21 protein-coding genes are annotated in these 18591 nt (G+C 56.1%); 7 read left to right on the top strand and 14 right to left on the bottom strand.

The features are described 5' to 3' along the window. The first annotated feature begins 7 nt into the window (after positions 1–7). The gene (locus tag AB1F12_RS03685) at positions 8–739 is read left to right on the top strand and encodes an alpha/beta fold hydrolase (protein WP_368186663.1); all 732 of its coding nucleotides are present in this window, start codon (positions 8–10) and stop codon (positions 737–739) included. A gap of 4 nt (positions 740–743) precedes the next feature. Here the strand turns inward: AB1F12_RS03685 and AB1F12_RS03680 are convergent, their stop codons facing one another. From AB1F12_RS03680 to lepA, 5 genes are all read right to left on the bottom strand, one after another. Next, positions 744–875 carry a hypothetical protein gene (locus AB1F12_RS03680; protein WP_368186661.1) on the bottom strand — a complete coding sequence of 44 codons (132 nt, stop codon included), beginning with the start codon at positions 873–875 and terminating at the stop codon, positions 744–746. Positions 876–929: 54 nt separating this feature from the next. Next, positions 930–1109 (bottom strand): CTP synthetase, encoded by a 180-nt coding sequence (locus tag AB1F12_RS03675; protein ID WP_368186660.1) that lies wholly within the window; start codon positions 1107–1109, stop codon positions 930–932. Positions 1110–1184: 75 nt separating this feature from the next. Next, positions 1185–1694 (bottom strand): PhnA domain-containing protein, encoded by a 510-nt coding sequence (locus AB1F12_RS03670; protein ID WP_368186659.1) that lies wholly within the window; start codon positions 1692–1694, stop codon positions 1185–1187. A gap of 201 nt (positions 1695–1895) precedes the next feature. Continuing rightward, positions 1896–2765 carry a DUF2971 domain-containing protein gene (locus AB1F12_RS03665; RefSeq protein ID WP_368186657.1) on the bottom strand — a complete coding sequence of 290 codons (870 nt, stop codon included), beginning with the start codon at positions 2763–2765 and terminating at the stop codon, positions 1896–1898. 102 nt (positions 2766–2867) lie between these two features. After that, on the bottom strand, positions 2868–4667 hold the full coding sequence (lepA, locus tag AB1F12_RS03660; protein ID WP_368186656.1) for a translation elongation factor 4: 1800 nt from the start codon (positions 4665–4667) through the stop codon (positions 2868–2870). Positions 4668–4729: 62 nt separating this feature from the next. On the opposite strand from lepA, the gene AB1F12_RS03655 reads away from it, so the two are divergent. Beyond that, positions 4730–5890, top strand: a complete 1161-nt coding sequence (locus AB1F12_RS03655) for a hypothetical protein (protein WP_368186655.1) — start codon at positions 4730–4732, stop codon at positions 5888–5890. Positions 5891–5922: 32 nt separating this feature from the next. Here the strand turns inward: AB1F12_RS03655 and AB1F12_RS03650 are convergent, their stop codons facing one another. After that, the gene (locus tag AB1F12_RS03650) at positions 5923–6933 is read right to left on the bottom strand and encodes an acyltransferase family protein (RefSeq protein ID WP_368186653.1); all 1011 of its coding nucleotides are present in this window, start codon (positions 6931–6933) and stop codon (positions 5923–5925) included. 76 nt (positions 6934–7009) lie between these two features. After that, a complete protein-coding gene (gene ppk2, locus AB1F12_RS03645) occupies positions 7010–7927 on the bottom strand; it encodes a polyphosphate kinase 2 (protein ID WP_368188257.1) in 918 nt (305 codons plus the stop codon). A gap of 214 nt (positions 7928–8141) precedes the next feature. Between ppk2 and AB1F12_RS03640 the strand changes: the two genes are divergently transcribed. Continuing rightward, complete coding sequence (locus tag AB1F12_RS03640; protein ID WP_368186652.1) at positions 8142–8459, top strand: arginine transporter; 318 nt, start codon at positions 8142–8144, stop codon at positions 8457–8459. Here AB1F12_RS03640 and AB1F12_RS03635 read toward each other — a convergent pair. Further along, on the bottom strand, positions 8456–8896 hold the full coding sequence (locus AB1F12_RS03635; protein WP_368186651.1) for a low molecular weight protein-tyrosine-phosphatase: 441 nt from the start codon (positions 8894–8896) through the stop codon (positions 8456–8458). The two genes, AB1F12_RS03640 and AB1F12_RS03635, sit on opposite strands and share 4 nt — an antisense overlap. Further along, positions 8896–9600, bottom strand: coding sequence for a site-2 protease family protein (locus AB1F12_RS03630; protein WP_368186650.1), 705 nt, complete (start codon positions 9598–9600; stop codon positions 8896–8898). Before AB1F12_RS03630 ends, AB1F12_RS03635 begins: the two co-directional genes overlap by 1 nt. A gap of 77 nt (positions 9601–9677) precedes the next feature. Here AB1F12_RS03630 and AB1F12_RS03625 point away from each other — a divergent pair, with 77 nt between their 5' ends. After that, positions 9678–10370: an NAD-dependent deacylase gene (locus AB1F12_RS03625; RefSeq protein ID WP_368188255.1), complete on the top strand. Its 693-nt coding sequence runs from the start codon at positions 9678–9680 to the stop codon at positions 10368–10370. A 67-nt stretch (positions 10371–10437) separates the two neighbouring features. Here AB1F12_RS03625 and AB1F12_RS03620 read toward each other — a convergent pair whose 3' ends face one another. From AB1F12_RS03620 to meaB, 5 genes are all read right to left on the bottom strand, one after another. Further along, a complete protein-coding gene (locus tag AB1F12_RS03620; protein ID WP_368186649.1) occupies positions 10438–10968 on the bottom strand; it encodes a copper chaperone PCu(A)C in 531 nt (176 codons plus the stop codon). A gap of 46 nt (positions 10969–11014) precedes the next feature. After that, positions 11015–11362, bottom strand: a complete 348-nt coding sequence (locus AB1F12_RS03615; RefSeq protein ID WP_368186648.1) for a hypothetical protein — start codon at positions 11360–11362, stop codon at positions 11015–11017. 143 nt (positions 11363–11505) lie between these two features. Continuing rightward, the gene (gene rpmB / locus AB1F12_RS03610; RefSeq protein WP_368186647.1) at positions 11506–11796 is read right to left on the bottom strand and encodes a 50S ribosomal protein L28; all 291 of its coding nucleotides are present in this window, start codon (positions 11794–11796) and stop codon (positions 11506–11508) included. Positions 11797–11937: 141 nt separating this feature from the next. Continuing rightward, the gene (locus AB1F12_RS03605) at positions 11938–12741 is read right to left on the bottom strand and encodes an alpha/beta hydrolase (RefSeq protein WP_368186646.1); all 804 of its coding nucleotides are present in this window, start codon (positions 12739–12741) and stop codon (positions 11938–11940) included. Beyond that, entirely contained in the window at positions 12738–13736 is a 999-nt protein-coding gene (gene meaB, locus AB1F12_RS03600; protein WP_368186644.1) for a methylmalonyl Co-A mutase-associated GTPase MeaB, read from the bottom strand. The genes AB1F12_RS03605 and meaB overlap by 4 nt, the downstream gene beginning before the upstream one ends. Positions 13737–13844: 108 nt before the next feature. On the opposite strand from meaB, the gene hrpB reads away from it, so the two are divergent. The 3 genes from hrpB to gndA all read left to right on the top strand — a co-directional run bounded on the left by hrpB (position 13845) and on the right by gndA (position 18573). Further along, positions 13845–16310 (top strand): ATP-dependent helicase HrpB, encoded by a 2466-nt coding sequence (hrpB, locus tag AB1F12_RS03595; protein WP_368186643.1) that lies wholly within the window; start codon positions 13845–13847, stop codon positions 16308–16310. A 45-nt stretch (positions 16311–16355) separates the two neighbouring features. Next, positions 16356–17084, top strand: coding sequence for a tRNA (guanosine(46)-N7)-methyltransferase TrmB (gene trmB / locus AB1F12_RS03590; protein WP_368186641.1), 729 nt, complete (start codon positions 16356–16358; stop codon positions 17082–17084). A gap of 76 nt (positions 17085–17160) precedes the next feature. Next, the gene (gene gndA, locus AB1F12_RS03585; protein WP_368186640.1) at positions 17161–18573 is read left to right on the top strand and encodes an NADP-dependent phosphogluconate dehydrogenase; all 1413 of its coding nucleotides are present in this window, start codon (positions 17161–17163) and stop codon (positions 18571–18573) included. Positions 18574–18591: the final 18 nt, after the last annotated feature.

Here is an 18591-nt window from a genome sequence, read left to right as displayed (position 1 = left end):
TGACCAAATGTTGAATGCGATACATCATGGCGAAGGCCATCCCGAAAACCTGCTGATTTGCCACGGACTTTATGGGTCGGCCCGCAATTGGGGGGTGATTGCCAAACGTCTATCCGACATCCGCAATGTCACCTGCGTGGACATGCGCAATCACGGCAACAGCCCGTGGTTTGACAGCCATTCCTATCCGGACATGGCGCAGGATTTGACCGATTTTGCTGATGGGGATGTGCTTGGGCATTCCATGGGCGGCAAGGCGGCGATGACCCTGGCGCTCACCCATCCGGATCGGGTGCGCCGGTTGATTGTCGCGGATATCGCACCGGTCAGCTACACCCATTCGCAACTGGAAAACATCCACGCGATGCGGGCGGTTGATCTGTCCAAAGTGGCCAAACGTTCCGACGCCAAAGCGTTGCTGGACGTTGATCCAGACATTAAGGACTTTTTACTACAAAGCCTTGATGTTGCGGGTAAAAAATGGCGTCTAAACATGGACGTTTTGGAACGCGAAATGCCCAAAGTCCTGTCTTTTCCGGACATAGAAGGCCAGTTTGATGGCCCGACATTGTTCCTGTCCGGGGCAGAATCCGACTATGTCAAACCCGAACATCGCGACCGGATCAAATCCATGTTCCCCAAGGCGCGGTTCGCCAAAATTCCCGGTGCAGGCCATTGGCTTCATGCCCAAAAGCCCCGCGAATTCGAAGCCACCGCCCGCGCCTTTTTGACCGCCTGACCCGCTATTGCGTGACGTTCAAATCAGCGACCACATCGGTGGCACAGCCCTGTTTCGCCAAGGATTGTGAGGTCGCAATTGTGCCAAGGCTGAGCCCGCCCAGCACAATCACAAAGACATAAGGTAGAAAACGCATCGAACCCTCCGTTGGTTGCCCGTCTTATACGGACGCCAACCGGGTTTCCGTCGCTCAGCCCATCAATGCTTTGGCCACGCCCCAAGACACGGGGATTCCCAGCGTGAAACCGATCAACGCCGCGATCAGGATCGGTTGCACGGTATCGTATCCCGTGACCAAGGCCACGACGATCAGGGCCCCGGCCAGCGAAGAGCCGATGATGGAATAAAGTGTGGATGCCAAACGAAGCATAAGCGCCCCCTATAGAAAGATTACATCGCGGTTTTGGCATATCCGACGCGGGGCAGGATTGATGTGGGTCAATCCCTATTTCTTTTTGACGAACTGAGTCAGGATCACGATGCGCTGCCCTTCGACGCGGCCCTCAATGTGGTTTGGGTTGTCCGCAACCAGCGAAATCCCTCGCACGGCCGTCCCCCGTTTGGCGGTGAACCCCGCACCTTTGACCGGCAGATCCTTGATCAGCACCACGTTGTCGCCCGCATTCAACGTCACGCCATTGCTGTCTTTGTGCTGACTTTGGGCGGCGACATTATCGGCCCAAGCTTGGGTGTCGTCGTCCAGATACATCTGATCGGCCAAATCCTGCGCCCAAGGCTGATCGCTCAGACGATTCAGCATCCGTGCAGCAATCACCTGAATGGCCGGAGTTTCGGACCACATCGCAGAGGCCAGCCCCCGCCAATGATTTGGGTCTGGTTCCCCGTCGATCTGATCCACACACGTGGCACAAATCGGCACGGATGCCGACGCAGCACCCCCCGGCACGTCATAGGCCGACAAAGGGGCATCAGCAGAGCAAAGCGGGCATGTCATGGCAACATCCTAAATCAGGTCCGCCGCGTATAGGTTGGTTATTCGGAAGGCACAACACAGGGCCACGCCCGACCCTGGGTGGGCATCCAACCGGTTTGTGCATCATAGGGCCGTACAAAGTGTGTGGCAGAGCGATCTATTGGTACGTTGCAAAACGCCCTCCCATGGGGAGGGTCGGGCGTGGCCCGTGCCGGGCATAAATTAACGAGCGTCTAATTCGCGGAAACGCAACTCAAACGAGTTTGAAGATAGTTCACATTTATACAAAGGAATTAGATCACCATACCTTTCGAATGCTTCATCTACCTGTTGTTGTTCGGCACGACAGCCAAAAATCAATCCTGAAGGCACCAAAGAACTAGACTTTAGATACTCCCCTTTTGCCTCATCTTTGCTAGCACCGAACAATCTCCACTCCTTTTCATGAGCCCAATCCGCAGATTTCTGAAGAAATAGCCTTTCCCCTTGCTGCATGATTTTCGCATCGTCAGGACCTACTTTATCGGATAACAACTCCTCCACTGAAAGGCTTGGTCTATTGGAACAGTATTCAACTGCCGAAACCAACCCTTCCCCTATGACATGTTCCTGCATAGCGACATCAAAGCAAATGCATATTCCCTTGTGGCTATTGCTGTATAGCCCCCACATTAAGATTGAATCATGCGCCTCTGAAAGACAAGCAATTTGAACTCGCTTTGCCAAGGATCTGTAAGATTTTGTAGCTTGTCTTGAATACTCTTCAACTAACTCAAAGTTATGTGCAGAGAAATGCTTGAATTCAGAGCGATACACTCGCCCTGAAATCTCTCGCCCAATTCTCTCTTCTATGATTTTTTTTGGAATTATTGGGCTTGAGCCGTGAATATCGATCAAAATTTCTTGAAGCCGAACTGGATCAACTTCGACAATACTGGGGCTACTTTCAAACGGATCATTTTGGATCGTAGCGGGTGTCATAAAAAACCGTCTTTCGAAAATAGCTTTATCTAGGTCATCCCAAAAGTATTCGGTTTCATTTGAGCGATATCTAAACAATTTCGACGGTGGTTTCCTGACATCATCTACCAATATTCAACTTCCTATCTTTAATCACCATTCTTAAACCTAACACTCGTGTGGGCCCGCCATTGGCTTTGCCAATCGCTTACGCCCACCGTCCCTAAAAATGGACTAGCTGTCCATTTTTAGGGCTGAAATAAACGCTTCTTGCGGGATATCCACCTTACCGAATTGGCGCATCTTTTTCTTACCGGCTTTTTGTTTGTCCAGCAGTTTGCGTTTGCGCGATGCGTCGCCGCCGTAACATTTGGCGGTTACGTCTTTGCGCAGGGCTGACAGGGTTTCGCGGGCGATGACTTTGCCGCCGATGGCTGCTTGGATCGGGATTTTGAACATGTGGCGCGGGATCAGATCCTTGAGCTTTTCGCACATGGCCCGGCCCCGCTGTTCGGCGCGATCCCGGTGCACCATCATCGACAGCGCATCCACCGGTTCGTCATTCACCAGCACGGACATTTTCACCAGATTATCCTGACGATAGCCGGTCATTTGGTAGTCAAAGGACGCATAGCCCTTGGTCACGGATTTCAGGCGATCGTAAAAATCAAACACCACTTCGTTCAGCGGCAGATCATAGACGGCCATGGCGCGCGACCCGGCATAGGTCAGGTCCATCTGAATACCGCGGCGGTCTTGGCACAGTTTCAGAACGTCGCCCAGATATTCGTCCGGCACCAGAATGGTCGCCTTGATCCGCGGCTCTTCCAAATGGTCAACCAGCGTCATGTCGGGCATGTCGGCGGGGTTGTGCAATTCTTCCATGCTGCCGTCTTTGGCATAGACGTGATAGACCACGGACGGGGCGGTCGTGATCAGTTCGATGTTGTATTCGCGTTCCACGCGGTCGCGGATCACCTCTAGGTGCAGCAGGCCCAGGAACCCGCAGCGAAAGCCAAAGCCCAGCGCCGCAGATGTTTCCATTTCAAAGCTAAACGACGCGTCATTCAGCGCCAGTTTTTCGATGGCGTCGCGCAGGTCTTCGAATTCGGCGCTGTCCACGGGGAACAGGCCACAGAACACCACCGGTTGCGCGGGTTTGAACCCGTCCAGCGCCACTTCTGTGCCGTTGCGATCATTGGTGATTGTGTCGCCAACGCGGGTGTCACGCACCTGTTTGATCGACGCGGTCAGGAACCCGATTTCGCCGGGGCCCAGCACATCAACCATATCCATTTCCGGGCGAAACACCCCAACGCGGTCCACGCTATGCAGGGTGCCATTGGACATGAATTTGACCCGCTGACCCTTTTTCAGGGTGCCGTCAATGATCCGCACCAGCACGATCACACCCAGATAGGCGTCATACCAACTGTCCACCAGCATCGCCTTGAGCGGCGCATCGCGGTCCCCGACGGGCGCGGGCAATTTATGCACAACCGCTTCGAGGGTGTCTTTGATCCCGACACCGGTTTTAGCGCTGACCCGAATGGCATCTGTCGCGTCGATGCCGATGACGTCTTCGATCTGTTCGGCCACACGGTCGCATTCAGACGCGGGCAAATCGATTTTGTTCAGTACCGGGACGATTTCATGATCCGCATCAATCGCCTGATACACATTGGCCAAGGTTTGCGCTTCGACGCCCTGGGTGCTGTCCACAACCAGCAGCGACCCCTCAACCGCGCGCATGGACCGGGACACTTCGTAGGCGAAATCCACGTGGCCGGGCGTGTCGATCAGGTTCAGAATATAGGTTTCGCCATTATTGGCGACATATTCGATCCGAACGGTGTTGGCTTTGATGGTAATCCCGCGCTCGCGCTCGATATCCATGCTGTCGAGCATCTGTTCCTTCATGTCGCGATCGGCAACCGTGTTGGTTTCCTGAATCAAGCGATCAGCAAGGGTGGATTTCCCGTGGTCAATATGGGCCACGATCGAAAAATTGCGGATATGAGCGAGGTCTGTCATGGATGAGGATATGTAAGGGTTTTGAAGCCCCGTCAATGGGGTGAAGGGCATTTGAGGCAGGTATGGTAGAGTTTACGGATCGAGAGAGTGTGGAAAGGTGGTTAGAGGAGCGACCACAGCGGGTTGCAATTGCACTGGCGTACCGGGCGGCGTTGCGGGTTGCGCCTGAACATTTGCAATTTCGTGACGAATTAGATGAGTTGTCTTTTTCAGAAAATGCACGACTTTCTGTTTTACGTGCAATTCTTATCTCGCAAGTCGCAGCGATTAGCCGGAGAAAGTCCGAATATCTTGCGAAAGCAGCTCGCAATGCGGCGCACAATGCCTATGTCGTGAAGGCAACGGTAGCGGCATATTCATCGGCGACCACAGCAACTTCGGACGTCGCTCAAGCTTCAGAGCTGTCAACCTATTTCATCGACTTTGCTGAAGGCCCCCTCGAGTTAGAAGCTTACATTAGCGATGCTACTTTTTTGGCCGGTCAAGATGTGACCATGGCAGAAAGCCGTGTCGCTTCGTTATTGAATAAGCCTGTGTACCTGAATGAGCAAAAAAAGAACGACAGAGTATTGTTACAATCCCTCTACAATTTAGCCATCCCTCCTAGATCTCAGTGGTCTTTTTGGGCGGGCTGGTTTGACAATGCTTGGAATGGAACGTCCTACTACCCAAGTACGCTTTTAGAGAAAATCGCTTCAATCCCAAATGAGCATTGGGAAGGTTCCGATGCTCCGGAAAAAATCGCAGCCAAAATTGAAGCTATACTCGGAGCGCATCGATTAGCTGAAGCCATCAACGCCCTCGAAGAACAGCTGATCACGTTGGCCAAGCAACCCATTTACCTTGGCAACAGCGACAATCATGACGGCCAACATCCCCTTGATGACACGGTGCCAATTCAGCGTGAACAATTGGCGCTATTGCGCGAAAAAATCGCAACGCTCAAAGAAGAGCTGCGCAAATTTGACGCCCCGGATGAAACGCCAGACCCGAGATTAATCGATCTGGTCGCCCACCAAATCTGGGACATCGCCAAAAAGATTGGCTTTTATTGTGGGCAAAAAATCGACATCGGCTTAGACGCTGCGGTTAAAACGGCCGCTGCCGCTGGCGCCACGATGGGCGTCGCCACATTAACTGTCGGACCAACAACAACGATTGAAACCGTCCAGAACGTCGCCAAAGCTGCGGCGCAATTCGCCAAAGCCTTGGCCGGAGGCTGACCTTGGGCCCAACGTTTTGCCAGCAATAATGATTATATGTCCCGCCGCCTTATCAGCCGGGATTTATACCATTTCTGATAGGGACGCTCGCCCAGTACATGGGCCGCACAAGACAGCACAATCGCCGCAACTGCCAACAGAGCCACCGACCATATATTCAGATATGGCGAGGTGCCGGTCACGATTTCATAGGTTTTTCCAACGACCAAAAACACCAGTAAGTGCACCAAATACAAGACATATGACCCATCCCCGAGCAACAGCACCCATTGCGGAAAACGTCTTTTAACCCCGAGCAAACCGTAAACGATCAACATCGCCGGCAGGCCGGTTGTTACCTCTCGACCGACGGGCCAGTTATGTCCTATTCCGGTCATGTTGAGGGTCAGCAAAAACAGCCCGACCCCAAGGGCGATGCGCCAAAAGCGTGTTCCAAAATGGACAAAGACGACCCCTAAGATCACGCCATAGAAAAATTCGAGCACCACCGAATTTAACACAAATGCCAACCATGGTGTGCGAAATGACAGGCCGTATGTGTAGCTGAGCGCGCAGATTGACCAAATACTCATCCCGGCCAACAGCATCTTGGTTCCGCCGCGAAAAAACGTTAGCGCAAAAATGCCGTAAAACAGAATTTCAAGTGACAACGTCCATGCAACAATCGGGACGTGACCGGGATAAGGGATCAACAACGCGGATCGCAGAACCGACATCCAGTCAGGCGATAGCGAAACATCCCCCAACACTTTTGCCCCAACAAAATAGACGATGACATACGCGAACAACACGGCCCAAAAAACGGGATAAACCCTTAGGAAACGGCCCTTTATGAATGTCCAGGCATCCCCGCCCGCCTGACGTTGTGACGCAAAATAAATGATGAAACCGCTGAGTACAAAAAACAGGTCGACACCGGCTTCGCCAAATTGGAAAACCCGCCAGATACTGTTTGGGTGCCCTTCAGACACCATCGCAGCCTGAAGGTGAAACCCGACGACCAATAGAGCTGCGATTGCACGAAGAACCTGTAGCGACGCCATAGATTTTTATCCAATGAGTAAATAAATGATCAAATCTACGATTTACGTGCTTTTTGCAATGGCGGTGCGGATCCCCCTAATATTTCTGCGGCACGTATAGCTCACGGGGCATTTTGGAGCGTTCATAATCCGAATTATACACCCGTTCGGGCAGGTCGATGTCTTCGTGGGGGACGTCGCCATAAGGGAACATCGTCAGCAGATGATCGATGCAATTCAGCCGGGCGCGTTTTTTGTCATTGCCGGGCACGATGTACCACGGGGCTTCGGGGATGTTGGTGCGGGCCATCATCTCTTCTTTGGCCAGGGTGTAATCTTCCCAGCGCACACGGCTTTGCAAATCCATCGGTGACAATTTCCACTGTTTTAGTGGATCGTGAATGCGCATCAGGAACCGCATTTGCTGTTCTTCGTCGGACACTGAAAACCAGTATTTCACAACCTTGATCCCAGAGCGTACCAACATGCGTTCAAATTCGGGAACATCGTTGAAAAACTCTTCGACTTGTTTTTCGGTGGCAAAGCCCATGACCCGTTCGACCCCGGCGCGATTATACCAACTGCGGTCAAACAGCACGATTTCACCGGCGGCGGGCAAATGCGGCACGTAGCGTTGAAAATACCATTGGGTTTTTTCCCGATCCGACGGCGCTGGCAGGGCCACGGTGCGCACAACCCGTGGGTTCAGGCGCTGATTGATCCGTTTGATCACCCCGCCTTTGCCCGCAGAATCGCGCCCCTCAAACAGGATCACAACCTTTTCGCCCGTATGCACAACCCAATCCTGAAGCCGGATCAATTCGGCCTGCAAACGCAGCAGATTGCGGAAATAATCGGGGCGCGGAATCGTGGGGCCGTGGTGGTCGCGGTAAATTTCGCGGATTTTCATCGACAGGATCGCGTCTTCAAGCTCGATTTCGTAGTCTTCGTCCAGCGTATCCGCCAGCTCCATTTCCAGCCAATCGCGCCCTTGTTCATCCTGTCCGAAATCCATCATCCGCTCCTTGTCGTCTTTGTCGTCAATCCGTCTGACACCGCATAATCCCCTTCTGTGACGGTTTTATTGACATGTCTCAAGGGGCTGCGGTGAAAGTTGAAAACATGTGAATTGCGTTAAGCTTAGGTTGCGGTCATACTGGGATCAACACTTGGCGCAGCACTGGGAAAACGGGCGGGCCAGTTCAACAGGTATAATTTCGAGACAGATCATGCGTATATGTATTGCCCTAATTGCCGCCCTTACTTTGACTGCATGTGGCAGTGGGGGGCGCGTTTCTGGGCCTTCTGGTCCGATTTCTCAGGCGTGTTTGGCGGCCAACCGCGATGCGGCTAATCGTCAGCTGTGTTCCTGTGTGCAACAGGCGGCCAATCAGACGCTGTCATCTTCCGAACAGGCCCGTGCGGCGACGTTTTTTGAAACACCGGATTTGGCACAGGCAGCGCGCACAGCAGATGGGCGTTCGGCAGAACGGTTCTGGCAGCGGTATCGCAATTTTAGCGACACAGCCCGCGGGATGTGCAGCTAAGCCAAATCGCGGATCAGCGCAGTGGCGCAGGTTTCAATCAGGTCCAGACATCCATCAAAGTCGCGCGTGTAATACGGGTCCGGCACATGGTCGGCCCCGGTTTCGGGCGCGTAATCGGTAAATACGCGCACGGGCGTGTCATTGCCGATCGGGCGCAACCCGTTGATGTCAGACAAGTTGGTCGCGTCCATCGCGATGATCAAATCAAAGCTGTCAAAATCCGCAGCCGTGAATTGCCGCGCCCGCAGCGGTGACAGGTCATACCCCCGTTTGAGGGCCGCCTCTTGCATCGGAGCATAGGGTGGATTGCCCACATGCCAGCCCGCAGTGCCGGCGCTGTCCAGCGTCAGACCAACGGTTTGCGCCATGGCGCGAGTCACGCCTTCGGCGGAGGGGGATCGGCAAATATTGCCCAGACAGACAAACAGAACCCGCATCAATAGCTCCGTTCGCCGCGCGACATGGCCATATGCATTTTGAACGACGGGAAAAAGAACAGGATCCAGCCCGCGAACACAAACAAGGCAATCATCGCCGGAATCCACAGGAAACAAAACACCAGCCCGACCTTGCCCGTGATGCGCAACGCCGCATCGGGGGGCAATATCCGCACCATCGCCAGATGAAACAGCCGCCCGCCATCAAGGGGCTGAACCGGCATCATATTAAACGCAAACAGCCAGATATTGACGACTTTGATCATCGCCAGCACCTTGAAGCTAAACGTCACAACCTCGGCCATGAATTGCGACGATACCCCGCCGCTCATGGCGAAACTAAACAGCGCCCATTGGGCAATCCCGGCCACGGCCCACAGGACCAGATTAACGATGGGCCCCATGGCCACGATCAGCTCCATCTGGCGGGGTTTGGCGCTGGCGGCCCCAAAACACAGCCCACCACCGCCATAAAGCAGGATCCGATCCACGGCCAAACCCTGAACGCGATATCCCCAGGCATGGCCGACCTCGTGCAGGTAGATTGATCCAAGGATCACAACCAAAAACAGAACGATCTGAAAAGGGTCACCAGAACTGGCGCCCAGCAAAAACATTATCAGCACAAACCCAAAGATGGATTGCCCGATTTCAACAGGGATGCCAAACATACCCCGGAACCGGAAGATCACGTTTTCCATCATAGTCGGCCTCCTTTGGGTGGCCCAAACGCCACCACGCCTGTCTAAGAAAGGATGCCCAGATGGACCAGAACAAAGCGGTGAAAAAGATCGTTATTTTAACCGGGGCTGGCATTTCTGCCGAAAGCGGGCTGGGCACGTTTCGTGACGAAGGCGGACTATGGGCGCAACACCGCATCGAAGACGTCGCCACCCCGGAAGGCTATGCCCGCAATCCGCAATTGGTGGTGGATTTCTACAATATGCGCCGCGCCGAGGCCGCGACAGCTCAGCCAAACGCCGCCCATCAGGCGATTGCCAAACTGCAGGCGGATCCGCGGTTTGACGTGATGCTGGTCACGCAGAATGTGGATGGCCTGCACGAGGCAGGCGGCAGTGACCCGGTGATCCACATGCACGGCGCGCTCAATTCCGCGCTATGTGCGGCCTGTGACCATCGCTGGGCCGCGCCGTTGGAAATGCATGTGGGACAGGCCTGTCCGTCCTGCAATCAACCGGCTGCGCGACCTGACATCGTATGGTTCGGGGAAATGCCCTATTTTATGGACGAAATCTATGATGCGCTGGCCGCGGCAGATCATTTTGTGGCGATTGGCACCAGCGGCGAAGTCTACCCAGCCGCCGGTTTTGTGCAGATCGCCAATCAATCCGGGGCGCAGACGTTAGAGCTGAACCTAGAGCCGTCCAGCGGTGTATCTGCCTTTGACGACGCTCGGTTTGGACCCGCCACCCAAGAGGTTCCCGCTTGGGTGGACGCGCTTCTGGCAACTTAGATCGGGCAGCAGACATAGCAAAAGGGAACGCAGCCCGATCCCGTTTCAGAATTCTCACACGGTGTTCTTAGTGGTCGTCGTGACCTTCGTCTTCTTTATCCATGTCCCCATGGTCCATCTCTCCATGGTCCATATCGCCGTGATCCATGCTGCCCATGGCGTCCCGCTCCAGATCAACAGGGACTTCGATCACCACCTCACCGGCATGTTCAAAAACCAAGGTCAGTTCAAAGGTTTCATCCTGTTCCATCGGGTCGTTTAACCCCATGAACATCACGTGTTTTCCGCCCCGTTCCATGACAATTTCACCCCCTGCTGGCAGTTCAAAACCGTCGGGCACATGGCGCATCAGCATAACACCGTCACCCGAATCGATATGTGTGTGCAGCTCGACGCGCGCAGAAACATCCGCATGTGCATCGATCAGGCGATCGTCGTGATCACCGTGATTGTGAATGGTCATAAACGCAGCGCCAGCCACGGCGGACATGCCAGACGAACGGGCATATTGATCGTGGACTTCGACGCCTTCGGCAAAGGCAGGAACGGCCAAAACGGTGGCAGAAAGGGCAGCGATAAGTGTAGATTTGAGCGACATTGGTCGTCTCCTATATGTATAATTTGATCCTTGTTTTATTTGAAAATCAAACGCTTACAGGAGGTGCGCGTGCGCGATAGCTAACGCGCGGCAGTGAAGTTTCTGATCGGGCAATTTCTGGCCAATTGAAAACGCCCCGCCCATCGGGTCGCGTTTGCAATGGGGCAAATTGCGCAACACAATCCAGCATCGCCAATGCGCAATCCGGGCAGATATGCGGCGCACCGGTTGGTTGGCCATTTTGGTCCATATACACAATCATGGGGCCGGTTCCGGTGCACAGAACCATTTCCCCAACCGCCGTGTTATGGCTGCGCAACATCGTCATCTGATATGTGGTCAAAACCATCACCAGCGACATCAACACAGCAAAAATGGGCGCAGTCCTATTCATGGGATTTGGCTAACACTGTCTGCAAAAAGTTAAAAGAGGGCCGCGACGTCGCAGGCAGAACCGGCCCAAAAGCGCCGTTTGTCAAACGAAAAAACCCCGGGCGCCGATGCGACCGAGGTCAATTCATTCGAAAGATCGAAAGCTTAAGCGGCTGCGGCTTGGGCTTTGGAGATTTCTTTTTTGATTTTCAGAGCTGTATCAGACAGTTCCGCGTCTTTGGCTTTGGCCATGAACGCATCCAGACCACCGCGGTGATCAACAGTCCGCAGCGCGGCATTGGAAATGCGCAGCTTGAACGAACGGCCCAAAACTTCGGATTGCAGGGTGATGTCCTGCAGGTTTGGCAAAAAGCGGCGCTTGGTCCGGTTTTTAGCATGGCTGACATTGTTGCCGCTCATTGGGCCTTTTCCAGTCAGTTCGCAACGACGCGACATAGTCTCTTCCTTGTCCAGCGGGGCCCTCGGACGGTGTCGGATGACACGGAGTGTCGGGGCGGCCCTTTCAAACGGCAAATACCCTGTCAAACAGGGTCTCGAATTCAGGTTCGGCGGGAATATTGGGATTCCCCGGCCACGTCAACCCGCATTCCCGGTTTGCGCCTCCAGTTTATCCAAATTTTCTTGGGCCTGCGCCGCCAATGCGGGCCAACGGGTCTTTAACGCATTTCTGCGCGTTGTCCAATAGCGCCGACTGGACCGCCGTGCCGCCCGATAGGCATGGATGATCTCCAGCGCCTCTGGATCATTGCGAAACGCTTGTTTTTGCAGCTGTGCAAAGCCGCCGCCCTGTCGCAGCACCAACCCAGCGGGATGATCCCCAAAGGACAACCGCACGATGTCCATGTTGGGATAAACCATTTGCAGCATGGTTGCGTGCATAAAGTCCAGTTTGTGAAAAGGATCCGTCAGAATCAGGCCGCGCAATTGATCATGTGGCACAGACAGCAAATTGCCCATGCTGTGATCCAATCCTTTGATGTCTGCACGATAGCGGTGATCAAAAGGAACCATAGCGGGATCGACGGAAAACTGCGGCGACACGGCGACCAGCGATGTCGCGTTTAGCGCCTTCGCAAACCGGAACCCGCCATAGGCCCCCATCGAAAACCCCATGATATGCACACTGTCATAGCGTTGCCCCAACCCGGTCAGGATGCGCTGCAAGTCCTGCGTGTCGTCGTTCAAATACCAATCATTTTGGCAGGTCGTGATCTTGAGATGGGCAAACCCATTTTTCAGCGCCTGTTTTGAGGGCGCATAAACCGCAAAATCGCGCGCGCCGACTTTTCGATGGTCAAACGTCACATATAATTTGGACCTGTCTGGATGGCTCAAATAAGCCCGCAGATGGGCGCCATCAAATATCCGCGTTTCGCTCACGGGGTTTCCTTAGGGGTTTCCTTGGCAAACAGCGCATCAATCACCTGCCGGGCGGCATCGGCTGGGGCTTGGTGCCCTTTTGAAACCTCATGCTCTAATTGGGCCATGCGATCATGCAAATCGCCCGCTTTTCCCAACCGCGACAAAAGCCCCATCCGGACCTCTTCGTGGAACCAATAGCGTGCCTGTTCTGACCGGCGTGTGTCCCAAATCCCGTTGGCTTTGCGCCACGCCACCAAGGTGTTGATTTCATCCCACGACGCGTCCAATCCCGCGCCCTCATAGGCCGAAACGGTCAACGCTTTGGGGAAATCATCCGGGTCCTGCGCCCGTTTGCGCAGCAACCGCAACGCGCCCGCGTAATCGGCGCAGGTGCGCGTGGCTTGGGATTTCAGCTCGCCATCAGCTTTGTTTACCAAAATCATATCGGCAATTTCCATGATGCCGCGTTTGACGCCCTGCAATTCGTCGCCCCCCGCCGGGGCCAACAGCAACAAAAACAAATCCGACATTTCCGACACTTGGGTTTCCGATTGCCCGACCCCAACGGTTTCGATCAAAACCACGTCAAACCCCGCCGCTTCGCATAGGGCCACCGCCTCGCGACTGCGCCGCGCCACACCGCCCAGTTGCGATTGGCTGGGGGATGGCCGGATAAAGGCGTTTGGATCGCGGCTTAGGCGTTCCATGCGGGTTTTGTCGCCCAGAATGGACCCGCCCGATCGCGCTGAGGATGGATCAACCGCCAGAACCGCAACCCGCAATCCCTGGCCCGTTAACATCAGGCCAAAGCTTTCGATGAACGTGGATTTCCCCACCCCCGGCGTGCCCGATAGGCCCACGCGCAGCGCCTGCCGTTGCGTGCCCAATATCGTCAGCAACTCTGAGGCTTGTGCGCGGTGATCGTCCCGGCTGCTTTCGACCAACGTGATCGCGCGCGCCAAGGCCCGTCGGTTTCCAGCGCGAATATCATCAGCAAGGGCGTGTAAATCCATAAAACTCTCGTGCGGCATCCGACATTTTTCTGTTCGAACCTGTTTACTGGCTCGCGCGGCCCTGTCTAGGGTCTTGACCCTTGCGATGATTTGCGAAACGACAAAACCATGGTCCAAACTCTGCCGATTGATCCGATCCTGCCCGATGTTGTTGCCGCGCTGCGTCAGCATGGTCGCGCTGTTTTACAGGCGCCTCCGGGGGCTGGGAAAACCACACGGGTGCCGCTGGCCCTGCTGGATGCGGATTTTGGCACCGGGCGTATCCTGATGTTGGAGCCGCGTCGTTTGGCCGCCCGGGCCGCGGCGGAACGGTTGGCGCAACAATTGGGCGAACCGGTGGGTGATCGAGTTGGCTATCGGATGCGCGGCGAATCTAAAACATCCGCAAAAACCCGGATCGAAGTGGTCACCGAGGGCATCCTGACCCGGATGATCCAGTCTGACCCGGAATTGACCGGCGTGGATGTGCTGATCTTTGATGAATTTCACGAACGCTCGTTGAATGCCGATTTGGGGCTGGCTTTGGCCTGGGAAGTGCGCGGCGCGTTGCGCGATGATCTGTCGATTTTGGTCATGTCGGCAACGCTGGACGCGGCCCCGGTTGCGGCGATGCTGGACGATGCCCCGATCCTGACCTCTCAGGGGCGGGCCTATCCGGTGGAAATCCGCCATTTAGACAGCCCAATCCGCACGCCCCAACGCGGTGCGGGGCGACGCCCGTTCAACGCATTTGAAACCAGCGTTGCCGATCTAGTGCGCCGCGCAGTCGGCGAAACCCAAGGTGGCGTGTTGGTGTTTCTACCGGGCGAAGGTGAAATTCGCCGGGTCGAAGCGTTGCTGGCAGGCACCTTGCCTGCGGATGTGGATATTCGCCCGCTCTATGGTGCCCTGCCCTTTGCTGCGCAGCGATCCGCCATCGCGCCGGTCACATCGGGCCGTAAGGTCGTGTTATCGACCTCTATCGCGGAAACATCCCTAACCATCGAAGATATCCGTGTGGTCATTGATGGGGGCCGCGCCCGACGCGCCCGGTTTGATCCCGGCAGCGGCATGTCGCGATTGGTCACCGAAAAAGTCACCCGCGCCGAGGCAACCCAGCGTGCAGGTCGCGCGGGCCGTGTCGCCGCGGGCACCACCTATCGTCTGTGGACCAAAGGCGAAGAAGGCGCGCTTTATGCCTTTCCGCCCGCCGAAATAGAAGCGGCCGATCTGACCGGGTTGGCATTGGAATTGGCCCTGTGGGGCAGCGACGAAGGTCTGGCGTTTTTGACACCGCCCCCCACCGGCACCTTAGCCGAGGCACGGGCATTGTTGCGCGATCTGGGTGCGCTGGATGACCTCAATCGCATCACCGCACATGGACGCAAATTGGCCGCGTTGCCCACCCATCCGCGATTGGGCCATATGGTGCTGACGGCGGGCGCGGATGCCAGTGATCTGGCGGCGCTTTTGGCGGATCGCGACCCGCTGCGCGGCGCGCCCAGCGATCTACAATTGCGGCTAAAGGCGTTGAAAACCCACTATTCCGGCCCCGGAGAGGCCAATAAAGGCGCGATTTCCCGGATCAAACAAGACGCCAAACGTCTGCGCAAAATGGCCGGTCCTGCGCAGGAATACACGCCTGCGCAGATGGCAGCGCTGGCCTATCCCGACCGGATCGGATTGCGGCGCAACGGCGATGAGCCGCGCTATGTTTTGTCAGGTGGCAAAGGCGCATACTTTGCCCCGACCGACCCGCTGGCCGGACAGCGATTGGTGGTGGCCTGCGATCTGGATGGCGACGCGCGAGAGGCAAAAATCAGACTGGCCCTGCCCCTGTCAGAGGCCGAATTACGCGGCGTTCATGGTGAACTGATTGCGTGGCGGGATGTCTGTGAATGGTCGCGCCGGGATCGCCGGGTTGTGACCCGGCGTCAGGAATGTCTGGGCGCGCTGGTGCTGGATGATCGCAGCTGGAAGGACGCGGATGATGCCGACATTGCCCGCGCCATGCTGACCGGTATTCGCGAATTGGGCCTGCGTCTGTCGCCCGCCGCATTGCGGTTTCGCGCGCGCGTTGACCTGATCCGTGACGCCCATCCCGATCTGCCGGACATGTCTGATGATGCGCTGTTACAGGGGCTGGAACATTGGCTGCTGCCCCATCTGAGCGGCGTGCGCGATGTGGATGGCTGGAAACGGTTTGATGCGCTGGACGCGTTACGCGGCATGCTGGATTGGACCCAGATGCAAGCCGTCGACAAAGCCGCGCCCGCCCATTTCACCACCCCGTTGGGGCGCAAAGTTCCGATTGATTATAGCGGTGATTTCCCCACTGCTGAACTGCGATTGCAGGAATTGTTTGGCCAATCCACCCATCCAATGATCGGCACCACTCCGCTGCGGCTAACGCTGTTGTCACCGGGGCGTAAACCGGTGCAGGTCACCATGGATTTGCCCGGTTTCTGGGCCAGCTCCTATGCGGATGTGCGCAAAGATATGCGGGGGCAATATCCCAAACATCCCTGGCCCGAAAACCCCACCGAAGCCGCCCCGACCCTGCGCGCAAAGCCCCGTAACAAACCACGCGAATAGCGCGACAGGTTGCGCGACGCCCCCCAGACCGCTAAAGCCATGCGCATGACAGATGAAGCCCCCAAAACACACCCGACTGGCGCGCCTTGGCGCAATTTCTATGGCCGTTTCAAAGGCAAGACTTTGCGCGGGACCCAACAGGAATATCTGGACGAAGATTTGGCCAAATTTTCGCCCGGCCCGGTGGAATGGGATGTGAATCCGGACCGCACCAATTTGGACCTAGAGGGTCTGTTTGACGACAAAGATGTCTGGCTGGAAATCGGCTTTGGGGGTGGGGAACATCTGGTGCATCAGGCGCAGCAGAACCCGGATGTGGGCATCATTGGCTGCGAACCTTATATCAATGGCGTGGCGATGCTTTTAGGCAAAATCCGCAAGGCCGGCGTTGATAATCTGCGCGTGCATCCCGGCGATGCACGGCATTTGTTTGACGTGTTGCCCGAGGCGTCCATTTCCAAAGCGTTCCTGTTATATCCCGATCCTTGGCCCAAAAAGCGTCACCACCGCCGCCGTTTTGTGACCCCAGATCACATCGCCCCCCTCGCGCGTGTGTTGAAACCCGGTGCGATTTTCCGTGTGGCAACGGATATTCCGGATTATGTGCGCCAAACGCTGGAAGTTGTGCCAAAACAAGGGTTTGAATGGCTGGCAGAGGGTCCAGAGGATTGGCGTGTGGCCTGGCCTGACTGGATTTCGACCCGCTATGAACAAAAGGCCCTGCGCGAAGATCGCACCCCCCATTACCTGACATTCCGTCGCTTGGCGGATTGAACCTGCCGCGACTGGCCCTTGAAATTGGGCGCGCCCTGCCCTTATGTGAGCGCAAACACATTCAGGAGCGCGCCCCATGACATCGCCCGAAACATCCCCGTCTTTTGGTCTGTTTGGACTTGGAACAATGGGCAGCGCGCTGGCGTTGAATATCGTAGATAACGGGTTTGAATTGCATGTGGCAAACCGGTCCGCTGCGCGGGTTGATGATTTCATCACTGAGGCAGGTGCGCTGGCGAACAAACTAACAGGTCACAACAGTTTGGTGGCCATGGCCCAAGCCATGCCAAACCCGCGTGTGATCATCCTGATGGTGCCTGCGGGTGCTGCTGTGGATGCATCCATCGCGGATTTGAAACCCCATTTGCAACCCGGTGACGTGGTGATTGATGCGGGCAATGCGGATTTCAACGAAACCCGCCGACGGACCGCCGAAATGGAACAGGCCGGGCTGGCATTCCTCGGGATGGGCGTGTCGGGCGGCGAAGACGGCGCGCGCAACGGGCCTTCCATCATGGTCGGCGGCACCCAATCCGTCTGGCAGGGCGTGCGCCCCTTGGTCGACGCGATTGCGGCCAAATTTGACGGCGCGCCCTGTGCGGACCGGCTGGGTACTGATGGGGCTGGGCATTTTGTAAAAACGGTTCACAACGGCATCGAATATGCCGATATGCAAGTGATCGCAGAGACTTACGGGCTCATGCGGCGCGGTAAATCCATGGACCCTGCCGCCATTGGTCAAGTGTTTGATCGCTGGAATACCGGCCCGTTGAAATCCTATCTGGTGGAAATCACTGGCGCGGTTTTGGGCGCCACAGACAGCGCCACAAACGCGCCTTTGGTCGATGTGATCGTCGATGCGGCCGGACAAAAAGGCACCGGGCGCTGGACCGTGATCGAAGCGTTGAAATTGGGCGTTGCGGCCTCAACCATCGAGGCAGCCGTGGGGGCGCGGGTCTGGTCTGCGGATCGGGACGGTCGGGCCGTGGGCGAGGCATTGTTTGCGCCAACACGCGGCGATGTTGACCTGTCAGAGGCGGATATCGAACAGGCGATGCTGGCCGCGCGCATCATCGGGCACAGCCAAGGCTTTGATCTGTTGACCGCCGCATCCGCGCAATTTGACTGGGCGCTGGACATGGCGCGGATTTCAGAAATCTGGCGGGCGGGCTGTATCATCCGATCCGCGTTGTTGGATGACATCGCCACAGCATTCCGCGCGGGCGCACCCGAGGGCAAACTGGCCTTTGCCCCTGCCATGGTGGATCAGCTGAACGCCACCATCCCCGCCCTACGCCGCCTGGTGGGTGCCGCCATCACAGCGGGGCATCCTGTGCCGGTCCTGTCCAATGCATTGCAGTGGTTTGACGGGATGACACAGGCGCGCGGGTCGGCGGATGTGATCCAAGGTCAGCGTGATTATTTCGGACGTCACGGATTTGACCGCGTGGACGGATTGCCCGGGCGGCATGGCCCATGGGCGGATTGATCAACGCGGCAAATGGGT

The organism is Aestuariibius sp. HNIBRBA575 (genome assembly GCF_040932005.1).
Taxonomy (GTDB): domain Bacteria; phylum Pseudomonadota; class Alphaproteobacteria; order Rhodobacterales; family Rhodobacteraceae; genus CANLNM01.
This window is presented reverse-complemented; position numbering and strand designations above follow the sequence as displayed.

What these genes read in the sequence shown, in the direction of transcription:
- gndA (WP_368186640.1), top strand. Translation starts at nt 17,161, where the DNA reads ATGACATCGCCCGAAACATCCCCGTCTTTTGGTCTGTTTGGACTTGGA.
- hrpB (WP_368186643.1), top strand. Translation starts at nt 13,845, where the DNA reads ATGGTCCAAACTCTGCCGATTGATCCGATCCTGCCCGATGTTGTTGCC.
- AB1F12_RS03640 (WP_368186652.1), top strand. Translation starts at nt 8,142, where the DNA reads ATGCGTATATGTATTGCCCTAATTGCCGCCCTTACTTTGACTGCATGT.
- trmB (WP_368186641.1), top strand. Translation starts at nt 16,356, where the DNA reads ATGACAGATGAAGCCCCCAAAACACACCCGACTGGCGCGCCTTGGCGC.
- AB1F12_RS03620 (WP_368186649.1), bottom strand. Translation starts at nt 10,968, where the DNA reads ATGTCGCTCAAATCTACACTTATCGCTGCCCTTTCTGCCACCGTTTTG.
- AB1F12_RS03675 (WP_368186660.1), bottom strand. Translation starts at nt 1,109, where the DNA reads ATGCTTCGTTTGGCATCCACACTTTATTCCATCATCGGCTCTTCGCTG.
- AB1F12_RS03685 (WP_368186663.1), top strand. Translation starts at nt 8, where the DNA reads ATGTTGAATGCGATACATCATGGCGAAGGCCATCCCGAAAACCTGCTG.
- AB1F12_RS03670 (WP_368186659.1), bottom strand. Translation starts at nt 1,694, where the DNA reads ATGACATGCCCGCTTTGCTCTGCTGATGCCCCTTTGTCGGCCTATGAC.
- AB1F12_RS03680 (WP_368186661.1), bottom strand. Translation starts at nt 875, where the DNA reads ATGCGTTTTCTACCTTATGTCTTTGTGATTGTGCTGGGCGGGCTCAGC.
- meaB (WP_368186644.1), bottom strand. Translation starts at nt 13,736, where the DNA reads ATGGATTTACACGCCCTTGCTGATGATATTCGCGCTGGAAACCGACGG.
- AB1F12_RS03615 (WP_368186648.1), bottom strand. Translation starts at nt 11,362, where the DNA reads ATGAATAGGACTGCGCCCATTTTTGCTGTGTTGATGTCGCTGGTGATG.
- rpmB (WP_368186647.1), bottom strand. Translation starts at nt 11,796, where the DNA reads ATGTCGCGTCGTTGCGAACTGACTGGAAAAGGCCCAATGAGCGGCAAC.
- lepA (WP_368186656.1), bottom strand. Translation starts at nt 4,667, where the DNA reads ATGACAGACCTCGCTCATATCCGCAATTTTTCGATCGTGGCCCATATT.
- AB1F12_RS03635 (WP_368186651.1), bottom strand. Translation starts at nt 8,896, where the DNA reads ATGCGGGTTCTGTTTGTCTGTCTGGGCAATATTTGCCGATCCCCCTCC.
- AB1F12_RS03650 (WP_368186653.1), bottom strand. Translation starts at nt 6,933, where the DNA reads ATGGCGTCGCTACAGGTTCTTCGTGCAATCGCAGCTCTATTGGTCGTC.
- AB1F12_RS03655 (WP_368186655.1), top strand. Translation starts at nt 4,730, where the DNA reads ATGGTAGAGTTTACGGATCGAGAGAGTGTGGAAAGGTGGTTAGAGGAG.
- AB1F12_RS03630 (WP_368186650.1), bottom strand. Translation starts at nt 9,600, where the DNA reads ATGATGGAAAACGTGATCTTCCGGTTCCGGGGTATGTTTGGCATCCCT.
- ppk2 (WP_368188257.1), bottom strand. Translation starts at nt 7,927, where the DNA reads ATGGATTTCGGACAGGATGAACAAGGGCGCGATTGGCTGGAAATGGAG.